This window comes from Pseudonocardia hierapolitana (genome assembly GCF_007994075.1).
Taxonomy (GTDB): Bacteria; Actinomycetota; Actinomycetes; order Mycobacteriales; family Pseudonocardiaceae; genus Pseudonocardia; species Pseudonocardia hierapolitana.
Genome location: NZ_VIWU01000001.1, coordinates 638,863 through 656,744, shown reverse-complemented (window position 1 = coordinate 656,744; position 17,882 = coordinate 638,863). Strand labels below are relative to the sequence as shown.

Sequence of the window (17,882 nt, the reverse complement as noted above, 5' to 3'; positions counted from 1 at the left end):
CCGACCTGCTCCCGTGTCGACGAGCGTGCTGCTGCTGGTGGTGGTGTCGGTCGGGTGCGGCGTCGGGTTCGCGGACTGGCCGTGTACGCGCAGGTCCGCGGGACGGGCGGGCTGCGCGACGTGACCTGGGGCGTGCCCGCCGTGATCCTCGTCGTCTGCGGCCTCTTCGGCATCGGGGCGTACTGGCTCGACCCGGGAATCGCCCGCACCACCCTCCTCGAGGTGGACGCGCAGGGCTCGCTGGGCGTGCCGGTCGGCGCGTCGGCCCCGGTGCGCGAGTACGACGTGCTGGTGGAGCACCCCGGGGTCGAGCACGAGCTGTTCGTGAGCCCGACCCTCGGCGACAGCGGCGGTGAGGCGGACGGTGCGGTGGAGCTGCACGTGCAGCTCGTCGACCCGGCCGGGCGGGTGCTCGTCGACCAGCCGTTGCTGCTGGAGCCGGAGTGCCGCCGGACGTCGGGGTGCGGCTGGCAGGACTGGACCGCGCCGTTCACGCCGACGACCGCGGCGGCCCACCGGCTCGCGGTCACGGTGGTCACCGTCGACGTGCCCGCCGTGCACCTGCTCGTGACCGATCCGGAGAAGACCGACGGACCGTGGACGTGACAGGTCCTGGTTGTCCCACTCGGGACGGATCATGCTGGAGCGTATGGATCGCGGCGAGCTCGGGGACTTCCTGCGCAGCAGGCGGGCGTTGCTGCAGCCATCGGACGTCGGGATGGTGGTGGGGTCCCGGCGGAGGACGCCGGGCCTACGGCGTTTCGAGGTCGCGCAGCTCGCCGGGATGTCACCGGACTACCTCGCCCGGCTCGAGCAGGGGCGGGCCGCGGCTCCCTCGGTCGCCCTCGTCGCGGCCCTCGCCCGTGCCCTACGGCTGAGCCGGGACGAACGCGAGCACCTGTTCCTGCTCTCGGGGCACCACGCTCCGCCCGCGCCGGGGTCCGACGAACACGTCAGCCGGGTCCTCCTGCGTCTGCTCGACGACCTGGCCACCCTCCCCGCTCTGATCGCCTCCGACCTCAACGTGGTGCTCGCTCAGAATGCGCTCGCCGACGCGCTGCTCGGCGAGCAGACCGGACTGCGCGGCTTTGCGCGCAGCTGCACGTACCGCTGGTTCACCGATCCGACGTTCCGCGCCCGCCAGCCGGTCGACGACCACGAGGGCGAGAGCCGTGCCCAGGTCGACGACCTCCGCGCGACGGTCGCGGCGCGGGGCGGCGACCGTTTCGCCGCGGGCCTGGTCCGGGCCCTGCGCGCCGCGAGCCCGGAGTTCACGCGGTTGTGGGCCCGACACGACGTCGCCGTCCGCCGCAGCGATCGCAAGCGGATCATCCATCCGGTGGTCGGGCTGGTCGAACTCGACTTCGACGTCCTGGCGACCGCCCAGGGGCAGCGGCTGATCGTCTACTCACCCGCCCCGGGCAGCGAGGCCGTGGGGCAGCTCGAGCTGATCGCGGCGCTCGGCCGGGAGCGGTTCGACGCCGCACCGTTCGTCACCGCGGAGCCGCGCCGGACACCCTGACCGCACGTCAGGTGACCCTGCGGGTCCGGTGACGTCGACCGACAGTCCACATAGGACAAGAAGAGGAGCATCACGATGCGAATGTCGCCGTCCGCCGCGCACGTCCGCGTGTCGTCCGTCGTCCTCGGCATCGCCGTGGCGGCCGGCACGGCGTTCGGTGCGGCCGGGTGTGCGTCCGCCGAGCCCGCTGCGCCGACGGAGACTCCGGCGCCCGCCGGGCTCAGTGAGTTGGCCGATGTCCGGGTGGTGGCGGAGTTCGACAGGTCCGTCGGGCAGAACGCGGAGAGCGTCGCGCTCGAACCGGGTGGCGGCGCGATCGTCGGCATGATCGGCGCCCGGCAGGTCGTCCGGGTGAGGGGAGACGGCGGTACCGAGGTGCTCGCCACCATGCCGGTGCCCGCGGGCGGGGGCGGTACGACGCCGGTGGTCGGGGCTCCGCAGGTGACCGGGGTGGCGCGCGATCGAGGCGGAGCGGTGTTCTTCCTCTACTCGGCAGGGCGGGGTGGGCTGACCGGCATCTGGCGACTGGTGCCCGGGTCGGCCGAGCCGGAGCTGATCGTCTCGATACCTGCGGACGCGATGCCGAACGCACTGCTCATCGACCAGGCCGGAGACCGCTTCCTCGTCACCGACTCGACCGGTGGCCGGGTGTGGGAGGCCCCGCTGTCCGGTGGCGAACCGTCGGTATGGAGCGCCGACCCCGCCCTCGCTCCGTCCGAATTCTTCGGAGCGAACGGGCTGAAGCTGCACGCAGGAGCGGTGTGGGTGAGCAACTACGATCTCGGCACGATCGTGCGCATCCCGGTGGAGCAGTCGGGTGCGGCAGGCCCGGCCGCCGTGCACGCCACGGGCCTGGCCGGCATCGACGACTTCGACTTCACCGGTCGGGGCGACGAGATCCTCGCGGCGCTCAACGACACGAGCGAGCTGGTCGGTGTCGCGGCGGACGGCACGCACCGGGTTCTGCTCGACGGCGACGACGGCCTCCAGGGCACGACGGCGGTGGCCGTCCGCGGGGACACCGCGTTCATCACCAACGGCGCACTCCGGGAGGGGGACCGACCCGCACTGCGGGTCGCCCGTCTCGTCGGAGGGTGAGCCACGCGGCGTGAGTGCAGGCCCGCAGCGAGTACGGCGGCCGGCTACCGGCCCGCCTCGACCGCCGTGGACCCGGGGTTGCTCGGCGACCTGTTCGGCTGAGGAGGTCCGATCGTCACCACCACGTGCCCCCGCCCCGCCGCGAGGTCGGCGGCCCGGGCCCAGCGCAGCCGCCACGGCCGCAGCTCCAGCACGGCGGCCTGCGGATGGGCGGTGCCACCCTCGAACACGCTCTCCGGGTCGAAGCCGACCGGATCGGGATGGGCGCGGAACACCGGCCAGGTCCGCTCCGGGGTCGGGTCCCACGCGGCGGCGCACTCGGCCACGGCGACGTCGTGGGCGGGATCCCAGTAGGAGACGGAGGCGTACGGGCTGTGCGCGATGTGTGCCCGCTTGAGAGCGGTGGCCCGGGTGCAGACCCGGCCCAGCAGCCCGTCGGGCGTGCGCTCCCACACCGGGTGCACCACCCGCGAGCGGGGCCGATTGCGGCCGTCGACGGTGGCGAGGGTGGCCCAGACGACGCGGTGGGCGATGGCGACGAACTCGTCGAGATCGGACACGACGAGCACGGTAATTGCTCAACCATAGTTGTGCAACTAAGGTTGTGGGTCATGGAGCTGGACGTCGTCACCGCACTGTTCCTGAGCGGGCTCGCCCTGAACGAGGAGGCGGTGCGCAGGCTCGGTGCCGCGGGCCACCCGGATCTGCGCATCAGTCACGGGTTCGTGGTGCAGCACGTCGTGGACGGACCCCGCTCCATCGGTGAGCTCGCCGAACGGATGGGGGTCACCCAGCAGGCCGCGTCGAAGGCGGTCGGTGAGCTGGAGCGGCTCGGCTACGTGGAACGCAGCCCCGATCCCGCCGACGCGCGGGTCAGGCGGGTCGGGTTGTCCGCGCGCGGCGTCGAGGCGGTCGCCAGGACGCGCCAGATCAGGGCAGGGCTGGAGTCCGAGCTCGTCGAGCTGCTGGGTGCCCGGCGCGTCGCCGAGCTGAAGGAGGCGGCCTGGGCGGTGCTCGAGCGGACCGGCGGTGCCGCGGCCGTGCGCGCGCGCCGTGTCCCCTCCATCCGGGGTGACGCATCGAGCTAGCTCGTCCGGGCCTCCCAGCGCTCGGTGAACAGCCGCAGGCTCGGCGGCTCGCCGGGCAGCGGGCGGCCAGGGCCGGCGCGCAGGCCGTCGAGCGCGATGGCGATGATCCGGCGCCGGGCCCGGACGGCCTCGTCCACCAGATCGTCGCGGCCCTGTGCGCGCACCTGGTCGACGAGAGGTGAGCGGCGCAGCTGCTCGATCAGCAGCGAGACGTCGACGGCGGTGGCGTCGGGCCGCAGCGCGCCGGCGTCGTGGGCGCGGGTGACCAGCTCGGCGAGGAGCTCGTCGCCGCGGGTGCTCGCGGCCCACATCTCCGGTGTGACCTCGATGGTGCCGGCCACCGGTGCGAGCGAGCCCTGCCCGGACTCGACGCACTCGGTGACGAACCCGGTGAGCCCGGTCCACGGGTCCGCGGCGGCGAGGCCGCGCTCGGCCGCCTCGTTCCACTGCTGGACGGCGAGGACGGCGAGGTGTTGGAAGAGCTCCTCCTTGGACCGGTAGCGGCGGTAGAGGCTCCCGATCCCGACGCCGGCCCGCTTGGCGATGGCGGCGACGGAGGCGTGTGCGCCGTCGAGGGAGAGGACGTCGCGGGCCGCTTCCAGGAGTGCCCGGTCGTTGCGCTCTGCCTCGGCGGCGCGCGCGGCGCGGCGCTCGGTCATGGCTCGATCATAGCTTCCTTGCGGAGCGATTCGCTCCGTCTTATAGTCGGAGCGAATCGCTCCGTTATGAGGGAGGCGCGGTGCAGGCGATCGTCATGGAGGAGTTCGGCGGGCCGGAGGTCCTCCGGCCCGCCGAGGTGCCCGACCCGGTACCCGGGCCGGGACAGGTGCTGGTCGCGGTCGAGTACGCGGGGATCACGTTCGTCGAGACGCAGGTGCGCGCAGGCCGCGGTCCAGCCGGGATGCCGGTCCCGCAGCTGCCACGCGTCCCGGGCAACGGGGTCGGCGGCCGGGTCGTCGCGACCGGGCCGGACGTCGACCCCGGTCTGGTCGGCACCACCGTGGTGACGACCACGGGCGGCGCCGGTGGCTACGCCCAACTCGCCGTGGCCGCGGCCGCGGACGTCCTCCCGGTCCCCGGGGGCCTGGCCCTGCCGGACGCGGTGGCGCTGCTCGCCGACGGCCGCACCGCGGTGATGCTGCACCGGCAGGCGACGCCGCAGCCGGGGGAGTGGGTGCTGGTGGAGGCGGCCGCGGGCGGCGTCGGGAGCCTGCTGGTGCAACTCGCCGTGGCGGCCGGGGCGCGGGTGGTCGGCGCGGCCGGCGGCGCCGAGAAGGCGGCGTTCGCCGGTTCCCTCGGCGCCGTCGGCGTCGACTACTCCCGCCCCGGCTGGGAGCACGAGGTCGTCGCGGCGACCGGCGGGCGGGGCGTCGACCTGGTCTACGACGGCGTGGGTGGGCGGCTCGGCGCGCAGGGCATGGCCGCCGTCCGTCCCGGCGGTCGCGCCCAGGTCTACGGCATGGCGTCGGGTGGCTGGACCGAGGTCCCCGCCGGTGTGGACGTGGTGAAGGGCGGAGCGCCGACGCCGGCCGAGATCAGGGCGTTCGCCGCCGAGGCCCTCGCCGCTGCGGCCGCAGGCAGGCTGCGCCCCGTCATCGGGCAGACGTTCCCGCTGGCCGACGCCGCGCGAGCACACCGGGCTATCGAGGCCCGCGCCACGACCGGCAAGACCCTGCTGGTCCCGTGAGCGCGCGGACGAGCATCGTCCCGATCGCCGTGACGGTGCTGTTCGGTGCGGTGGCGGCCCTGCTCGACACCACGCTCGTCGCGGTGGCCCTGAACGCGTTGCAAGCGGACCTGGGCGCGTCCGTCACGGCCGTCGGATGGGTGAGCACCGCGTACATCCTCGCGATGACCGCGGTGATCCCGCTCGTGGGCTGGTCGGTCGGCCGGTTCGGCGCCCGCGGGGTGTGGGTCGCCGCCCTCGGGGTGTTCCTGCTCGGCGCGGTGCTGTCCGCCTGCGCGTGGTCGGTCGGCTCGCTGATCGCGTTCCGGGCGCTGCAGGGCCTCGGCGGCGGGATGGTCCTCCCGCTGACCCAGGTCACGCTGGCCCGGGCGGCGGGACCGGAGCGCCTGGGTCGCGTCATGGGGGTGGTCGGCCTGTTCGGCCAGCTGGCCCCGGTCACCGGCCCGGTGCTCGGCGGCCTGCTCGTCGACGGCTGGGGCTGGCGCTGGGCGTTTCTCGCCACGGCGCCGCCCGTGCTGGCCGCGCTCGCGATGACGGGTCGCTGGTTCCCCCGCGAGACGGAGCGCAGCTCCCGACCCCTCGACGTGGCCGGGCTGGTGCTGCTGCCGGGCGGCCTCGTCGCGCTGCTGTACGCCCTGTCCGGCGGAGGCGTCGCGCTCGCGGTCCTCGGGGGGGCCATGATCACGATCTTCGGCGTGCGCGCGCTACGCCGGAGCGACGCGCTCGTCGACCTGCGGTTGTTCGCCGACCCGTCGTTCCGCGGCGGCACGGTGATGATGTTCGTCCTCGGCGTCACGACGTGGGGGCCGATGTTCCTGCTCCCGCTCTACCTCCAGCAGCGCGGTGGGCTCTCGTCGCTGGACGCCGGGCTCGTGCTCGCCCCGCAGGGCGTCGGGATGGGATTGGCGTTCCTGCTGGTGGGCCGGGTCGCCGATCGCCTGCCGCCGCGCCCGCTCGCCGCGGCCGGGATGGCCGTGGGAACCGCGGCCACCGTCCCGTTCCTGTTTACGAGCGACCCGGTGCTCCTGGGCACGACGCTCCTCGCGCGTGGGGCCGGGTTCGGCGTGGCGAGCCTTCCGATCGCCGCCGCGATCTACCGGACCCTGCCGAAGGCGGCCATGGCGCACGCCTCCAGCGCGAGCAACGTCGTGCAGCGGATCGGCGCCGCGGCCGGCACCGCCCTGATGGCCGCCGTCGTGGCTGCGGCGGGCTTCGAGCCTGCGCTGCTCGTGATGGTCGTCCTGGCGGCCGTGGCGTTGGCTTCGACGATCGTCCTGCGGCCTACGCCGGGCGGACCAGCAGCGCCACCGGATAGCGCGACAGGACGTCCGACAGACTCGGAGCCGCACCGTCGACCGCGGTGTCGGTGATGACGTCGTGCCAGTCGGCCGTGCCCTCGGGCAGCGGGAGCACCGTGTCGCCCCAGCCGCCGCGGGCCACGAGCCCCACCGGCAGGCGCGTCGCCACCGCGACGAGCGACGCCGAGCGTGCGAACGCCACGGCGTGCCGGGCGGCGGAGCCCTGCGCGGGCAGCGGCCGGTAGCCGGTGAACACCTCGGGCCGGTAGCGGCGCAGCCGCAGCGCGCTCGCGGTGACGAGCAGCTTCGCGGCGCCTTCCGCGTCGACGTCGGGCAGCCAGCCGTCGTCGAGGCGGGCGAGCAGCTGGCGCCGGATCGCCCAGTCGACCGGCCGGCGGTTGTCCGGGTCCACCAGGGAGTACTCGAAGAGCTCCGTGCCCTGGTAGACGTCCGGGACGCCGGGGCCGGCGAGCTGCAGCAGCTTCTGCCCCAGCGAGTTGGCCCGGCCCGGGCCGGAGATGCGGGCGACGAACTCCTCGATCTCGGCGACGAGGTCGGCGTCGGCGAGCACCTGCGCGGGCCACGCCGCGATGGCCTCGTCGACGTCGGCCACGGCCTCGACGTGGCTGGTGACGAGCTTGGCCTCCTTGGCCGCCTTCGTCAGGTACCCGGACATCCGCTCGGCCGTGATCGGCCAGGCACCCACCAGGTTCTGCCAGGCCAGGAGCTCCAGCGACCGGTCGGGCAGCGGGTGCGCGGCGGCCCACCGGCCGACGTTCCCGGCCCACTCGCGCGGGATCTCGGCGAGGACGGCGAGGCGCGCGCGGACGTCCTCGGAGCGTTTGGTGTCGTGGGTCGACAGCGTGGTCATCGTGGCAGGCCATGCCGCCTCTCGCGTGGCCATGGCGCGGTGGAACTCCTGCGGGGGAACGCCGAAGCGGGACGGGTCACCGCCCACCTCGTTGAGCGCGACGAACCGGTTCCAGCGGTAGAACGCGGTGTCCTCGACGCCCTTGGCCATCACCATCCCGGACGTCTGCTGCACGCGGGTGGCGAGTAGGCCCGCCGGGTCGGCGAGCATCGCGTCGCGGATCGCGTGGAGGACGTCGGCGAGGTCGGGCCGGTGGGTACGCGCGACGCTGACCGCCGTCTCGAGCGCCTCCCGCCCCTCCGGCAGGTAGCTGCGGTAGACGGGGAAGCCGCAGAGCAGCTCCGCGACGGCGGTCCGCACGCGGTCGGCGGCCTCGCCCGGCTCGGCCTCGGTGGATGGTGCGGCCTCCGGCACGGGGACGAGCGCAGCGATGCGCCGGACCTCGGCGGCGAGGATGGTGTCGGCCGCCTCCCGGCGAGCCGCGTGCTCGGCGGAGCGCGCCGACTCCTTGCGGCCGGTGTGCTCGGCGGCGAGCTGGGTGAGCAGGCCCGCGCCATCGGGGTCGACGAACACACCCTGGATCTCGCACAACGCCTCGTAGCCGGACGTGCCGTTCACGGGCCACGACGCCGGCAGCTCCTCGCCGACGCCGAGGATCTTCTCCACGAGCAGCCAGCGGTCCGGGCCGATCGCGGCGCGCAGGCGACGCATGTAGGAGCCCGGGTCGGACAGGCCGTCGGGGTGGTCGACGCGGATGCCGTCGACGTCGCCGGCAGCGACCCAGCGCAGGATCTCGCGGTGGGTCTTCTCGAAGATCTCCGGCAGCTCCACGCGCACCGCGGCAAGGGTGGACACGTCGAAGAACCGGCGGTACGTCAGCTCGGCGGCGCCGCGTTTCCAGGAGACGAGGCGGTAGTGCTGGCGCCCGTGCACCTCCTGCGCGGTGCCGGAGTCGCCGCTTCCGGCCGCCACCGGGAAGGCGCGCTCGTAGTAGCGCAGCTGGGTGCGGTCGTCGGAGAGGGTGAGCTCCGAGAGCGCCTTCTCCTCGTCGGCGTCGAGGACGGGCAGGAGGATCGGGCCCGCGTCCCAGTCGATGTCGAACGTGGCCGCGTGCTCCGACGCCCGGCCGTGCGCGAGCACGTCCCACCACCAGGGGTTGGCCTGCGGGATGTCGACGCCCACGTGGTTGGGCACGATGTCGAGCACGAACGCCATGTCGTGCTCGCGCACCGCCGCGACCAGCGCCTTGCGGCCCTCCTCGCCACCGCGCTCGGCCGAGACCCGGGTGGGATCGACGACGTCGTAGCCGTGGTTGGAGCCGGCGCCGGACTCCAGCAGCGGCGACGCGTACAGCGCCCCCACCCCGAGCGCGTCGAGGTAGGGCAGCAGCTCGACCGCGTCCCCGAACGTGGTGTCCTTCGACAGCTGCAGGCGGTAGGTCGAGCTGGGTGCGGGGGAGTGGGACCGGTTCACGAGCCCGCCTTCGTGTGCTGCAGGACGATCACGGAGCGGGCCGGCACGCGGAGCACGCCGCCGCCTTCCACCGTGGCCGGCTCGGCGGCCACCACCCCCGGTGCGGTGGACAGGGTGATCACCTCGCCCGTTGCGGTGTCGACCACCACCGCCCACTGCGTGCCGTACTCCCGGCCCGGGAGCGTGACGTCGATGTCCTCGTAGTGCGCGTTGAGGCACAGCAGGAACGAGTCATCGCTGACCCGCTCGCCGCGGGTGTCGACCTCGTCCATGCCCTGACCGTTGAGGAACACGGTGACGCACTTGCCGAACCCGGAGTCCCAGTCCTGCTCGGTCATCTCCTCGCCCGCGGGGGTGAACCAGGCGATGTCGGCGAGAGCACCGGCGCGGCGGCGGCCGATGGGGCGCCCGGCGAAGAACTTGCGGCGCCGGAAGACCGGGTGGGCGTGGCGGAGCGCGGTGACCCCGGCGGTGAAGTTCAGCAGCGGGGAGTTCTTGGTGGCCAGCGACCAGTCCACCCAGGAGATCTCGCTGTCCTGGCAGTAGACGTTGTTGTTGCCGCTCTGCGTGCGGCCGAGCTCGTCGCCGTGCAGCAGCATCGGCACGCCCTGGCTCAGCAGGAGCGTGGTGATGAAGTTGCGCTGCTGGCGGGCCCGCAGCGCGAGCACGGCCTCGTCGTCGGTGGGCCCCTCGACGCCGCAGTTCCACGATCGGTTGTGGCTCTCGCCGTCACCGCCGCCCTCGAGGTTGGCCTCGTTGTGCTTCTCGTTGTACGAGACCAGGTCGGCGAGGGTGAAGCCGTCGTGCGCCGTGACGAAGTTGATCGACGCGTACGGGCGGCGGCCGTCCTCCTGGTACAGGTCCGAGCTGCCGGTGAGCCGGGATGCGAACTCCCCGATCGTGCCCGGCTCACCCCGCCAGAAGTCGCGGACGGTGTCGCGGTACTTGCCGTTCCACTCCGTCCACAGGGGCGGGAAGTTGCCGACCTGGTAGCCACCGGGCCCGACGTCCCACGGCTCGGCGATCAGCTTGACCTGGCTGATCACCGGGTCCTGCTGCACGAGGTCGAAGAACACCGACAGGCGGTCGACGTCGTAGAACTCGCGGGCGAGGGTGGAGGCGAGGTCGAAGCGGAAGCCGTCGACGTGCATCTCGGTGACCCAGTACCGCAGCGAGTCCATGATCAGCTGCAGCGTGTGCGGGTTGCGCACGTTCAGCGAGTTGCCGGTGCCCGTGTAGTCCATGTAGTACCGCGGGTCGTCCTCGACGAGGCGGTAGTAGGCGGCGTTGTCGATGCCCCGCAGCGAGAGCGTCGGGCCCATGTGGTTGCCCTCGGCGGTGTGGTTGTAGACCACGTCGAGGATCACCTCGATGCCCGCGTCGTGCAGGTCGCGGACCATCGCCTTGAACTCCTGCACCTGGTTGCCGGTGCGCCCCCCTGCCGTGGCGTAGGCGTGGTGCGGGGCCAGGTAGGCGATCGTGTTGTAGCCCCAGTAGTTGGAGAGACCCTTCTCCTGCAGGTGGTGGTCGTTGAGGAACTCGTGCACCGGCATGAGCTCCACCGCCGTGACCCCGAGCGTCCTGAGGTGCTCGATCATCACCGGGTGGGCGAGACCCGTGTAAGTGCCGCGCAGCTCCTCCGGGATCTCCGGGTGCGCGATCGTGAGGCCCCGAACGTGCGCCTCGTAGATCACGGTCTCGTGGTACGGGATCCGCGGGGAGCGGTCGGTCCCCCAGTCGAAGAACGGGTTGACCACCACCGACTTCGGCACGAACGGCGCGGAGTCGGAGTCGCTGCGCCCCTCGGGCTGGCCGAACGGGTAGCCGAACACCGCCTCGTCCCACACCACCGGACCGTCGAGGGCCTTGGTGTAGGGGTCGATGAGCAGCTTGTTCGGGTTGCACCGCAGGCCCTGGGCGGGGTCGTAGGGCCCGTGCACCCGGTAGCCGTAGCGCTGGCCCGGCTCGACGCCGGGCAGATATCCGTGGTGGACGAACCCGTCGACCTCGGACAGCGGGACCCGGGTCTCCTTGCCCCGCGGGCTGAACAGGCACAACTCCACCTTCTCCGCGACCTCGGAGAAGATCGCGAAGTTGGTACCGGATCCGTCGTAGGTGGCACCCAGGGGGTAGGCGTGGCCCGGCCACGGCCGCATTGCTTCCTCCGGCGTCTCGGGAATGACCGCCAGAGGTTACCGGGGTCGACCGGCCCGGCGCCGGATCGCGGGGCCGTCAGGCGAGGCGCGCGGGGAATCCTCCCGTGGCCACGGGGCTCCACCGGGCCGGCGTGATCCTGATCAACGCCTTGCCCTGCTCCTGCATCGCACGGCGGTACTCGTCCCAGTCGGGGTGCTCGCCGGAGATGCAGCGGAAGTACTCGACGAGCGGCTCCACCGCGTCGGGCAGCGTCAGCAACTCTGCGTCGCCGTCGACCTGCACCCAGGCGCCGCCGAAGTCGTCGGACAGCACGATGACCGACGCCTTCCCGTGGCGGGCGACGTTCATCGCCTTCGCCCGCTCCGGATAGGTGGAGATCACGATGCGGCCCTCCGGGTCGACACCGCCGGTGACCGGCGACCCCTGCCAGTCACCGTCCTTGCGGGGTGTGAGCAGCACCATCTTGTGGCGGCACCGGATGAACTCGACGAGACCGTCCCGATCGACGGACGTGTTTGTGGCGATGGTCCGAACCATGGCCTCCGAGCGTAGTGGGACCACCGATACCCTTGCCGACGATGAGCACCCTCTTCACCCGGATCATCGACGGCGAACTGCCCGGACGTTTCGTCTGGTCCGACGATCGCGCCGTCGGCTTCCTGTCGATCAACCCGCTCGGTCCCGGCCACACGCTCGTGGTCCCCCGCGCGGAGGTCGACCACTGGGTCGACGCCGAACCGGGCCTCCTCGCTCACCTCACCTCCGTCGCGCAGACGGTGGGCGCGGCCGTCCGCGAGGTCTGGCAGCCGCCGCGGGTCGGCCTGATCGTCGCCGGCTTCGAGGTGCCGCACCTGCACGTCCACGTGTTCCCCGCGTGGGACATGGGTGCCTTCGACTTCGGGAACGCGGCGCCGTCGGTGGAGGCGCAGGAGCAGGAGGAGCACGCCGAGAAGCTCCGGTCGGCCCTGCGCGCTGCGGGCCACGGCGAGCACGTGGCGTCCTGAGGTTCGCCGGAACCGGTCGCTCTGCGTGACGTGAAGGGCCCCCTTACCGCCCTCGGGTGGCGTCACGGGTGACGGAGCGGAGGCATTGTTGCGACGGGTGGGGGACACCGGGCAGCATGCCGATCGGACGACACGCACCGCGCATGATCATTTACGGTGGGTTAGACCGAACGAGCCAGTCGGCGAGGGACACCAGGTCGAGGGGGGAACGACCGCATGGTGGGTAGCGGACTCGGCGCGGTGTTCCGCGCGCCCGAATTCCGGGTGGTGTGGGCGGCTGAGCTGTTCTCGATCGCGGGCGACCAGCTCGCACGCGTCGCGCTCGCGGTGCTCGTGTACGGCCGCACCGGTTCGGCCGTGTGGGCGGCCGTCGCATACGCCCTGACCTTCTTGCCCGCGCTGCTCGGAGGCGTGTTGCTGTCCGGGCTCGCCGACCGCTACCGCCGTCGCGAGGTCATGATCGTCTCGGACGTCGGGCGGGCGGTCCTCGTCGCCGTGATGGCGATCCCCGACCTGCCCCTGTGGGCGCTCTGCACCGTCCTCGTCGGCGTCGTGCTCCTCGGCTCGCCCCACACCGCGGCGCAGGGCGCGCTCTACCCCGAGATCCTCCAGGGCGAGCTCTACGAGCGCGGCCTCGCCGTCCGCCAGATCACCAGCCAGACCGCACAGCTGGTCGGCTTCGCCACCGGTGGCCTGCTCGTCGCGGCCGTGAGTCCTGGCATCGCGCTTCTGGGCAACGCCGTGTCGTTCGCGCTGTCGGCCGTGGTGCTGCGCATCGGCGTGGCCGATCGGCCGGCCCCCGCCCCCGCGCCCGGACCCGACCACGCGATCGGAGGGCTGCGCGGCATCGGCACAGGGCTCGCCGAGATCGCCACCGACCGGCGACGCCGCGCGCTCGTGCTGCTCGCGTGGCTCGTCGGCTGGTACGTCGTGCCGGAGGCGCTCGCCGCCCCGTACGCCGCCCAGCTCGGTGCCGGCCCGGCCGTCGTCGGGCTCCTCATGGCGGCCGACCCGCTGGGCAGCGTGCTCGGCGCATGGCTGTTCGTGCGGTTCGTCCCCGCCGAGACGAGGGCACGGCTCGTCGGACTCATGGCCGTTGCGGCCGGAGTTCCGCTGGCGCTCTGCATCCTGCGCCCGGGCGTCCCGCTCACCCTCCTCCTGTGGGCGGTGTCCGGGATGCTCTCCACCGCTTACCTGCTGCAGACGCAGGCGAGCTTCGTCCGCGCCACCCCGGACGGGGGTCGCGGCCGCGCGATCGGGGTCGCCGCGTCCGGGATCATCGCGGCCCAGGGTGCCGCGGTGCTCCTCGGAGGCCTGCTCGCCGAGGCGTCGGATCCCGCCACCGCTGTGGCGGTGGCCGGGGTGCTCGGGGCGGTGTTGTCGGCCGGTGGTGCCGTGGCATGGCATCGCGCGAACGCCACCACGCCCGCGATGCAGCTCGGCGTCGCGCCGGCGCGCCAGCGCTGAAGCTGCTGCCGGTCCCGGCACGGTCTGCGGCCGAATCAGGGTCCTGGCTTCGTCACCAGCTCTTGTTGCGCACCTGAATCTCCTTCGGTCGGTGGTCGGACGGGCCGTCGGTGGGTGGTCACCAGCTCTTGTTGCGCACCGTGGGTCTCCTTGGTCGGTGGGTGGTGGGGTTGTTGTGGGTGGTCACCAGCTCTTGTTGCGCACCGTGGGTCTCCTTGGTCGGTGGGTGGTGGGGTTGTTGTGGGTGGTCACCAGCTCTTGTTGCGCACCGTGGGTCTCCTTGGTCGGTGGGTGGTGGGGTTGTTGTGGGTGGTCACCAGCTCTTGTTGCGCACCGTGGGTCTCCTTGGTCGGTGGGTGGTGGGGTTGTTGTGGGTGGTCACCAGCTCTTGTTGCGCACCGTGGGTCTCCTTGGTCGGTGGGTGGTGGGGTTGTTGTGGGTGGTCACCAGCTCTTGTTGCGCACCGTGGGTCTCCTTGGTCGGTGGGTGGTGGGGTTGTTGTGGGTGGTCACCAGCTCTTGTTGCGCACCGTGGGTCTCCTTGGTCGGTGGGTGGTGGGGTTGTTGTGGGTGGTCACCAGCTCTTGTTGCGCACCGTGGGTCTCCTTGGTCGGTGGGTGGTGGGGTTGTTGTGGGTGGTCACCAGCTCTTGTTGCGCACCGTGGGTCTCCTTCGTCGGCGGTCGGTCAGGTCGTCGTCGGCGAATTCACCAGCTCTTGTTGCGCACGGCACACCTCCTCCCGTGCTCGCCGAGGGAAACGGGTGGTCTGGCGGCCCCTGTGACGGGAGCGAGGGAATCTCCGTCCCCGAAGTGAGTGGGCGACGCACTCCCCATGACGGTTGCGGGCGGCATTGCTACCTCCTCCTGCAGCCGAGGCCGTCCGGTTCATGGCCTGCGTCACGGCTGCCGCGGGTGGGTGAGCTGTGACCCGTGACAGTCCCGCGCGGGTCCACTAGCCTCGCTTCCCTCGATAGAGGGATGGCTGAGAGTATGAATGTCTAGGGGCACGCGCCAGGACGCTGCCTCGACCGGTGGCGGCAGCGCTGCTACCGGCAGCGCTGCTTGGCGGCTCGCACAATGGGCCATCTGGGGCATTCCGCGTCGGCTGGTCGTACCTGTGCTGCTCGTGGAACTGACCGCGGTCGTCCTGACGGCCTTCGCGGTGAGGCCGGCGGAATTCGATCGCACATCGATCATCTTCGGCTCGATGTTGTGCGCCTTCGGGATCATGCACTCCGAAGTCGCCATGCGGGTCGAGCGGACTCGCCGTCGCATTGCCGAGACGTTGCACGTCGATCTGAGTTCGGTGTGGACGTTCGCGGGTGCGGTTCTTCTGCCCCCCGCGCTCGCCGCCGGCGTTGCGACAATCGTTTTCACCCACCTCTGGTGGCGTTCCTGGCGCCCGCGGGTTCCGATATACCGGCATGCGTTCAGCACCGCCACGATCGTTCTGGCCTGCCTCGCCGCGAGCGCGGTGGTGGGTGCGTATCGCGACGGCGGGGTCACCGGTGTGGACGACGTCCCGGGTGTGCTCCTGCTCGGGGCGGCGATCCTCGTCTACACGACGGTGAACAGCGCACTCGTCGCGGGCGCGGTCGCGGTGAGTAGCCCGCAACCCGACATCGGCAAGGTGCTCGGGCGGTGGGACGACAACCTGCTCGAGTTGGCCACCCTGTCGCTCGGGGCGATCACCGCGGTAGCGCTGGCGATCAACCCGGTCCTCATCGTCTTCGTACTGCCCCCCTTGCTGGTGCTGCACCGCGCCGTTCTCGTCAAGCACCTGGAAGAGGCCGCGAACACCGACGGCAAGACGGGCCTGCTCAACGCCGTCGCCTGGCACGTGCAGGCCGAGCGCGCGCTGCAGCGGACGAAGCGCCGTGACGGTCCGCCCGGCGTCCTGGTGCTGGACCTGGACCACTTCAAGGCCGTGAACGACACCCACGGCCACCTGGCGGGCGACCAGGTGCTGACCGCGGTGGCCGGCGTGCTGCGGGACGAGGTCAGGGAGCGCGATCTCGTCGGGCGGTTCGGCGGCGAGGAGTTCGTCGTGATGCTGGCCGGGCTGGGCGGACGGGGCCCGGCCGAGATCGAAGCCGTGGCCGAGCGGATCCGGCGGCGCGTCGCCGACCTGCGCGTCGAGATCCCCACACCGGACGGGCCGCTGACGGTGCGAGGGCTGAGCGTGTCGGTCGGGTGCGCGGTCATGCCGGACGGCGGCGCGGAGCTGCGCGACCTCCTCGAGGTCGCAGACCGGGCGCTGTACGCGGCCAAGGGGGCGGGGCGCAACGCCGTTCGGATGGGCAACGCGACGTCCGACCGGCCCGCGCTCCTGCCGCTGCACACGGACCCGTCGACTCCGGTCGAGCCCCCCACGCTCCACAGCAACGCCGGGGACTGACGCACGAACGGTCGGCCCCTTGTGCCCTGCATTACGCTCCGTACTGCCGCCGACACAATCGGGAGTGCGATGGTTCCGGAGCGACCACCCCTCTCCGGTGAACATGTGCGTACGGGTGGTTGCGCCCCGCACCGGTGGCCGCTGTGGCAGTTGCCGCGGCTGTTGCTCGGCGCCGTGCTGCTCGTCGAGGCGGTCGCGGTCGCCCTGCTCGTCGGTGGCTTCCTGACCGGGCCCGCTCCGACCGCGGCCGAGCTGTGGGCCGGGGGCGCCCTCTGCGTGCTGGGGATCGCCTACAGCGAGATGGCGGTCGGCGTCGAGCGGGAACGGCGGCGGCTGGGCGGCGCCTCTTACGTCGACCTCAGCTCGGTGTGGACGTTCGCGGCGGTGCTCGTGCTGCCGGGTGCCCACGCCGCGGTGGTGGCGATCGTCATCACGCTGCACCTGTGGGTGCGCGCGTGGCGCCGGTGGGTGCCGCTGCACCGCCAGCTGTTCAGCGTCGCCACCGTGGTGCTCGCCTGCATCGCCGTCGGAGCACTCCTCGAGTCCGTGGGCGCGCAGCAGAAGCCGCTGTGGCTGGTGCTCGTCGCGATGGTCCTGTTCACGGCCGTCAACTCGGGGCTCATCGCCGCCGTCGTCGCCCTCAGCGTCCCGCACGCAGGCCCGGCCACGCTGTTCGGCCCACCGGACGAGAACCTGCTCGAGGTCGGCATGCTGTGCATGGGCGCGCTGACCGCGATCGTGCTCGCTCTGAATCCCGTGCTGCTCCCGCTGGTGCTGCTCCCGTTGTACGCCGTGCTGCGGGCGGCGTTGATCCGGCCGCTCGAGGCAGCGGCCAGCACGGACGGCAAGACCGGGCTCCTCAACGCCGCCACATGGGTCGCCGAGGCGGAACGGATCGTCGGCGGCGCCGACCCCGCAGACCGCGCCGGTGGCGTTCTGATTCTCGACCTGGACCACTTCAAGGCGGTCAACGACACGCATGGGCACGCGGTCGGCGACCACGTGCTGACGGCTGTCGCGGACGCCGTGCGGCGGGTGGTGCGCGCCCACGACCTCGTGGGCCGCATGGGTGGCGAGGAGTTCGTGGTGCTGCCTAGGCGCGCAGCGGCCGGCGGGCGCTCGGTGGAGCTCGACTCGGTGGAGCTCGAGGTGGTGGCCGAGCGGATCCGGTCCCGCGTGGCGGACCTGCGGCTCGAGGTGCCGACCTTGCGTGGGCCGCTGGTGATCGCCGGCCTGACCGTCTCGCTCGGCGGTGCGGTGGCCCCGGCCGAGGGCAGCGACCTCGCCGCGCTGCTGCAGACCGCGGACTCCGCCCTCTACGAGGCCAAGCGGGGCGGTCGCAACACGGTGCGGATCGCGGTGGCGTCCGGGCAGCCCTCGTCCGTGCCGCTCGCCGCTCGTGGGCCCGGCGTCCCGGCGCGCGCAAAGGACTGATCGCCGGGCGTGGTGCGCGCCGCCGGGTCCCCCCGGCGCCTTCCCGCCACACCCGGCGATCGCCGGGGATTCGGTGCTATTCGGCGGTTCAGGTCCAGTCGCGGTTGCGCATGGCGTCTCCTTCTCGGGTGTGTGGGGGTGGGTGGTCAGGTCCAGTCGCGGTTGCGCATCGCGTGTGCCTCCTTCCGATCTCGAACTCCATTTGCGCCACCCTCCGTGAATGACGAGGGGCTGCGGAGCCGCGGAGCCGCGTATTCGTGATCGCGGTCGGAATGTTTGCCCGACGATGCAGGCCGGTACTGCATTCAGGTGCGCGGCGACACAGCGGGGTGGCCGAATAGTGCGATCTGCACCATCACGTCATCTCACTGTGTCACGGCACGGG

15 protein-coding genes are annotated in these 17,882 nt (G+C 72.4%); 10 read left to right on the top strand and 5 right to left on the bottom strand.

The features are described 5' to 3' along the window. Window positions 1-81: 81 nt before the first annotated feature. From FHX44_RS43055 to FHX44_RS03160, 3 genes are all read left to right on the top strand, one after another. Window positions 82-606: a hypothetical protein gene (locus FHX44_RS43055; RefSeq protein WP_246170180.1), complete on the top strand. Its 525-nt coding sequence runs from the start codon at window positions 82-84 to the stop codon at window positions 604-606. A gap of 31 nt (window positions 607-637) precedes the next feature. Then, complete coding sequence (locus FHX44_RS03165) at window positions 638-1,522, top strand: helix-turn-helix transcriptional regulator (RefSeq protein WP_342792467.1); 885 nt, start codon at window positions 638-640, stop codon at window positions 1,520-1,522. Between the two features lie 75 nt (window positions 1,523-1,597). Further along, the gene (locus FHX44_RS03160; protein WP_147254079.1) at window positions 1,598-2,620 is read left to right on the top strand and encodes a hypothetical protein; all 1,023 of its coding nucleotides are present in this window, start codon (window positions 1,598-1,600) and stop codon (window positions 2,618-2,620) included. A gap of 44 nt (window positions 2,621-2,664) precedes the next feature. Here FHX44_RS03160 and FHX44_RS03155 read toward each other — a convergent pair whose 3' ends face one another. Next, complete coding sequence (locus tag FHX44_RS03155) at window positions 2,665-3,180, bottom strand: pyridoxamine 5'-phosphate oxidase family protein (RefSeq protein ID WP_212612306.1); 516 nt, start codon at window positions 3,178-3,180, stop codon at window positions 2,665-2,667. Window positions 3,181-3,231: 51 nt separating this feature from the next. On the opposite strand from FHX44_RS03155, the gene FHX44_RS03150 reads away from it, so the two are divergent. Next, on the top strand, window positions 3,232-3,708 hold the full coding sequence (locus FHX44_RS03150) for a MarR family winged helix-turn-helix transcriptional regulator (protein WP_147254078.1): 477 nt from the start codon (window positions 3,232-3,234) through the stop codon (window positions 3,706-3,708). Here FHX44_RS03150 and FHX44_RS03145 read toward each other — a convergent pair. Then, window positions 3,705-4,367 carry a TetR/AcrR family transcriptional regulator gene (locus tag FHX44_RS03145; RefSeq protein WP_147254077.1) on the bottom strand — a complete coding sequence of 221 codons (663 nt, stop codon included), beginning with the start codon at window positions 4,365-4,367 and terminating at the stop codon, window positions 3,705-3,707. The genes FHX44_RS03150 and FHX44_RS03145 overlap by 4 nt on opposite strands. Window positions 4,368-4,447: 80 nt before the next feature. Between FHX44_RS03145 and FHX44_RS03140 the strand changes: the two genes are divergently transcribed. Further along, window positions 4,448-5,395 (top strand): zinc-binding dehydrogenase, encoded by a 948-nt coding sequence (locus FHX44_RS03140; protein WP_147254076.1) that lies wholly within the window; start codon window positions 4,448-4,450, stop codon window positions 5,393-5,395. Then, window positions 5,392-6,765, top strand: coding sequence for a DHA2 family efflux MFS transporter permease subunit (locus FHX44_RS03135; RefSeq protein WP_147254075.1), 1,374 nt, complete (start codon window positions 5,392-5,394; stop codon window positions 6,763-6,765). The genes FHX44_RS03140 and FHX44_RS03135 overlap by 4 nt, the downstream gene beginning before the upstream one ends. On the opposite strand, the gene treY is transcribed toward FHX44_RS03135, so the two are convergent. From treY to FHX44_RS03120, 3 genes are all read right to left on the bottom strand, one after another. Further along, window positions 6,677-9,037 carry a malto-oligosyltrehalose synthase gene (gene treY, locus FHX44_RS03130; protein ID WP_147254074.1) on the bottom strand — a complete coding sequence of 787 codons (2,361 nt, stop codon included), beginning with the start codon at window positions 9,035-9,037 and terminating at the stop codon, window positions 6,677-6,679. The two genes, FHX44_RS03135 and treY, sit on opposite strands and share 89 nt — an antisense overlap. Next, window positions 9,034-11,193 (bottom strand): glycogen debranching protein GlgX, encoded by a 2,160-nt coding sequence (gene glgX, locus FHX44_RS03125; protein ID WP_147254073.1) that lies wholly within the window; start codon window positions 11,191-11,193, stop codon window positions 9,034-9,036. The genes treY and glgX overlap by 4 nt, the downstream gene beginning before the upstream one ends. Before the next feature lie 76 nt (window positions 11,194-11,269). Next, window positions 11,270-11,731: a PPOX class F420-dependent oxidoreductase gene (locus FHX44_RS03120; RefSeq protein ID WP_147254072.1), complete on the bottom strand. Its 462-nt coding sequence runs from the start codon at window positions 11,729-11,731 to the stop codon at window positions 11,270-11,272. A 41-nt stretch (window positions 11,732-11,772) separates the two neighbouring features. Here FHX44_RS03120 and FHX44_RS03115 point away from each other — a divergent pair, with 41 nt between their 5' ends. The 4 genes from FHX44_RS03115 to FHX44_RS03100 all read left to right on the top strand — a co-directional run bounded on the left by FHX44_RS03115 (window position 11,773) and on the right by FHX44_RS03100 (window position 17,497). Next, complete coding sequence (locus FHX44_RS03115; RefSeq protein WP_147254071.1) at window positions 11,773-12,198, top strand: HIT family protein; 426 nt, start codon at window positions 11,773-11,775, stop codon at window positions 12,196-12,198. A 216-nt stretch (window positions 12,199-12,414) separates the two neighbouring features. Then, window positions 12,415-13,665, top strand: a complete 1,251-nt coding sequence (locus FHX44_RS03110) for an MFS transporter (RefSeq protein WP_147254070.1) — start codon at window positions 12,415-12,417, stop codon at window positions 13,663-13,665. 994 nt (window positions 13,666-14,659) lie between these two features. Continuing rightward, window positions 14,660-16,063, top strand: a complete 1,404-nt coding sequence (locus FHX44_RS03105; protein ID WP_147254069.1) for a GGDEF domain-containing protein — start codon at window positions 14,660-14,662, stop codon at window positions 16,061-16,063. 105 nt (window positions 16,064-16,168) lie between these two features. Then, window positions 16,169-17,497, top strand: a complete 1,329-nt coding sequence (locus tag FHX44_RS03100) for a GGDEF domain-containing protein (RefSeq protein ID WP_170308745.1) — start codon at window positions 16,169-16,171, stop codon at window positions 17,495-17,497. Window positions 17,498-17,882 lie beyond the last annotated feature (385 nt).

What these genes read in the sequence shown, in the direction of transcription:
- FHX44_RS03165 (WP_342792467.1), top strand. Translation starts at nt 638, where the DNA reads ATGCTGGAGCGTATGGATCGCGGCGAGCTCGGGGACTTCCTGCGCAGC.
- FHX44_RS03160 (WP_147254079.1), top strand. Translation starts at nt 1,598, where the DNA reads ATGCGAATGTCGCCGTCCGCCGCGCACGTCCGCGTGTCGTCCGTCGTC.
- FHX44_RS03150 (WP_147254078.1), top strand. Translation starts at nt 3,232, where the DNA reads ATGGAGCTGGACGTCGTCACCGCACTGTTCCTGAGCGGGCTCGCCCTG.
- FHX44_RS03145 (WP_147254077.1), bottom strand. Translation starts at nt 4,367, where the DNA reads ATGACCGAGCGCCGCGCCGCGCGCGCCGCCGAGGCAGAGCGCAACGAC.
- glgX (WP_147254073.1), bottom strand. Translation starts at nt 11,193, where the DNA reads ATGCGGCCGTGGCCGGGCCACGCCTACCCCCTGGGTGCCACCTACGAC.
- FHX44_RS03120 (WP_147254072.1), bottom strand. Translation starts at nt 11,731, where the DNA reads ATGGTTCGGACCATCGCCACAAACACGTCCGTCGATCGGGACGGTCTC.
- FHX44_RS03115 (WP_147254071.1), top strand. Translation starts at nt 11,773, where the DNA reads ATGAGCACCCTCTTCACCCGGATCATCGACGGCGAACTGCCCGGACGT.
- FHX44_RS03110 (WP_147254070.1), top strand. Translation starts at nt 12,415, where the DNA reads ATGGTGGGTAGCGGACTCGGCGCGGTGTTCCGCGCGCCCGAATTCCGG.
- FHX44_RS03105 (WP_147254069.1), top strand. Translation starts at nt 14,660, where the DNA reads ATGTCTAGGGGCACGCGCCAGGACGCTGCCTCGACCGGTGGCGGCAGC.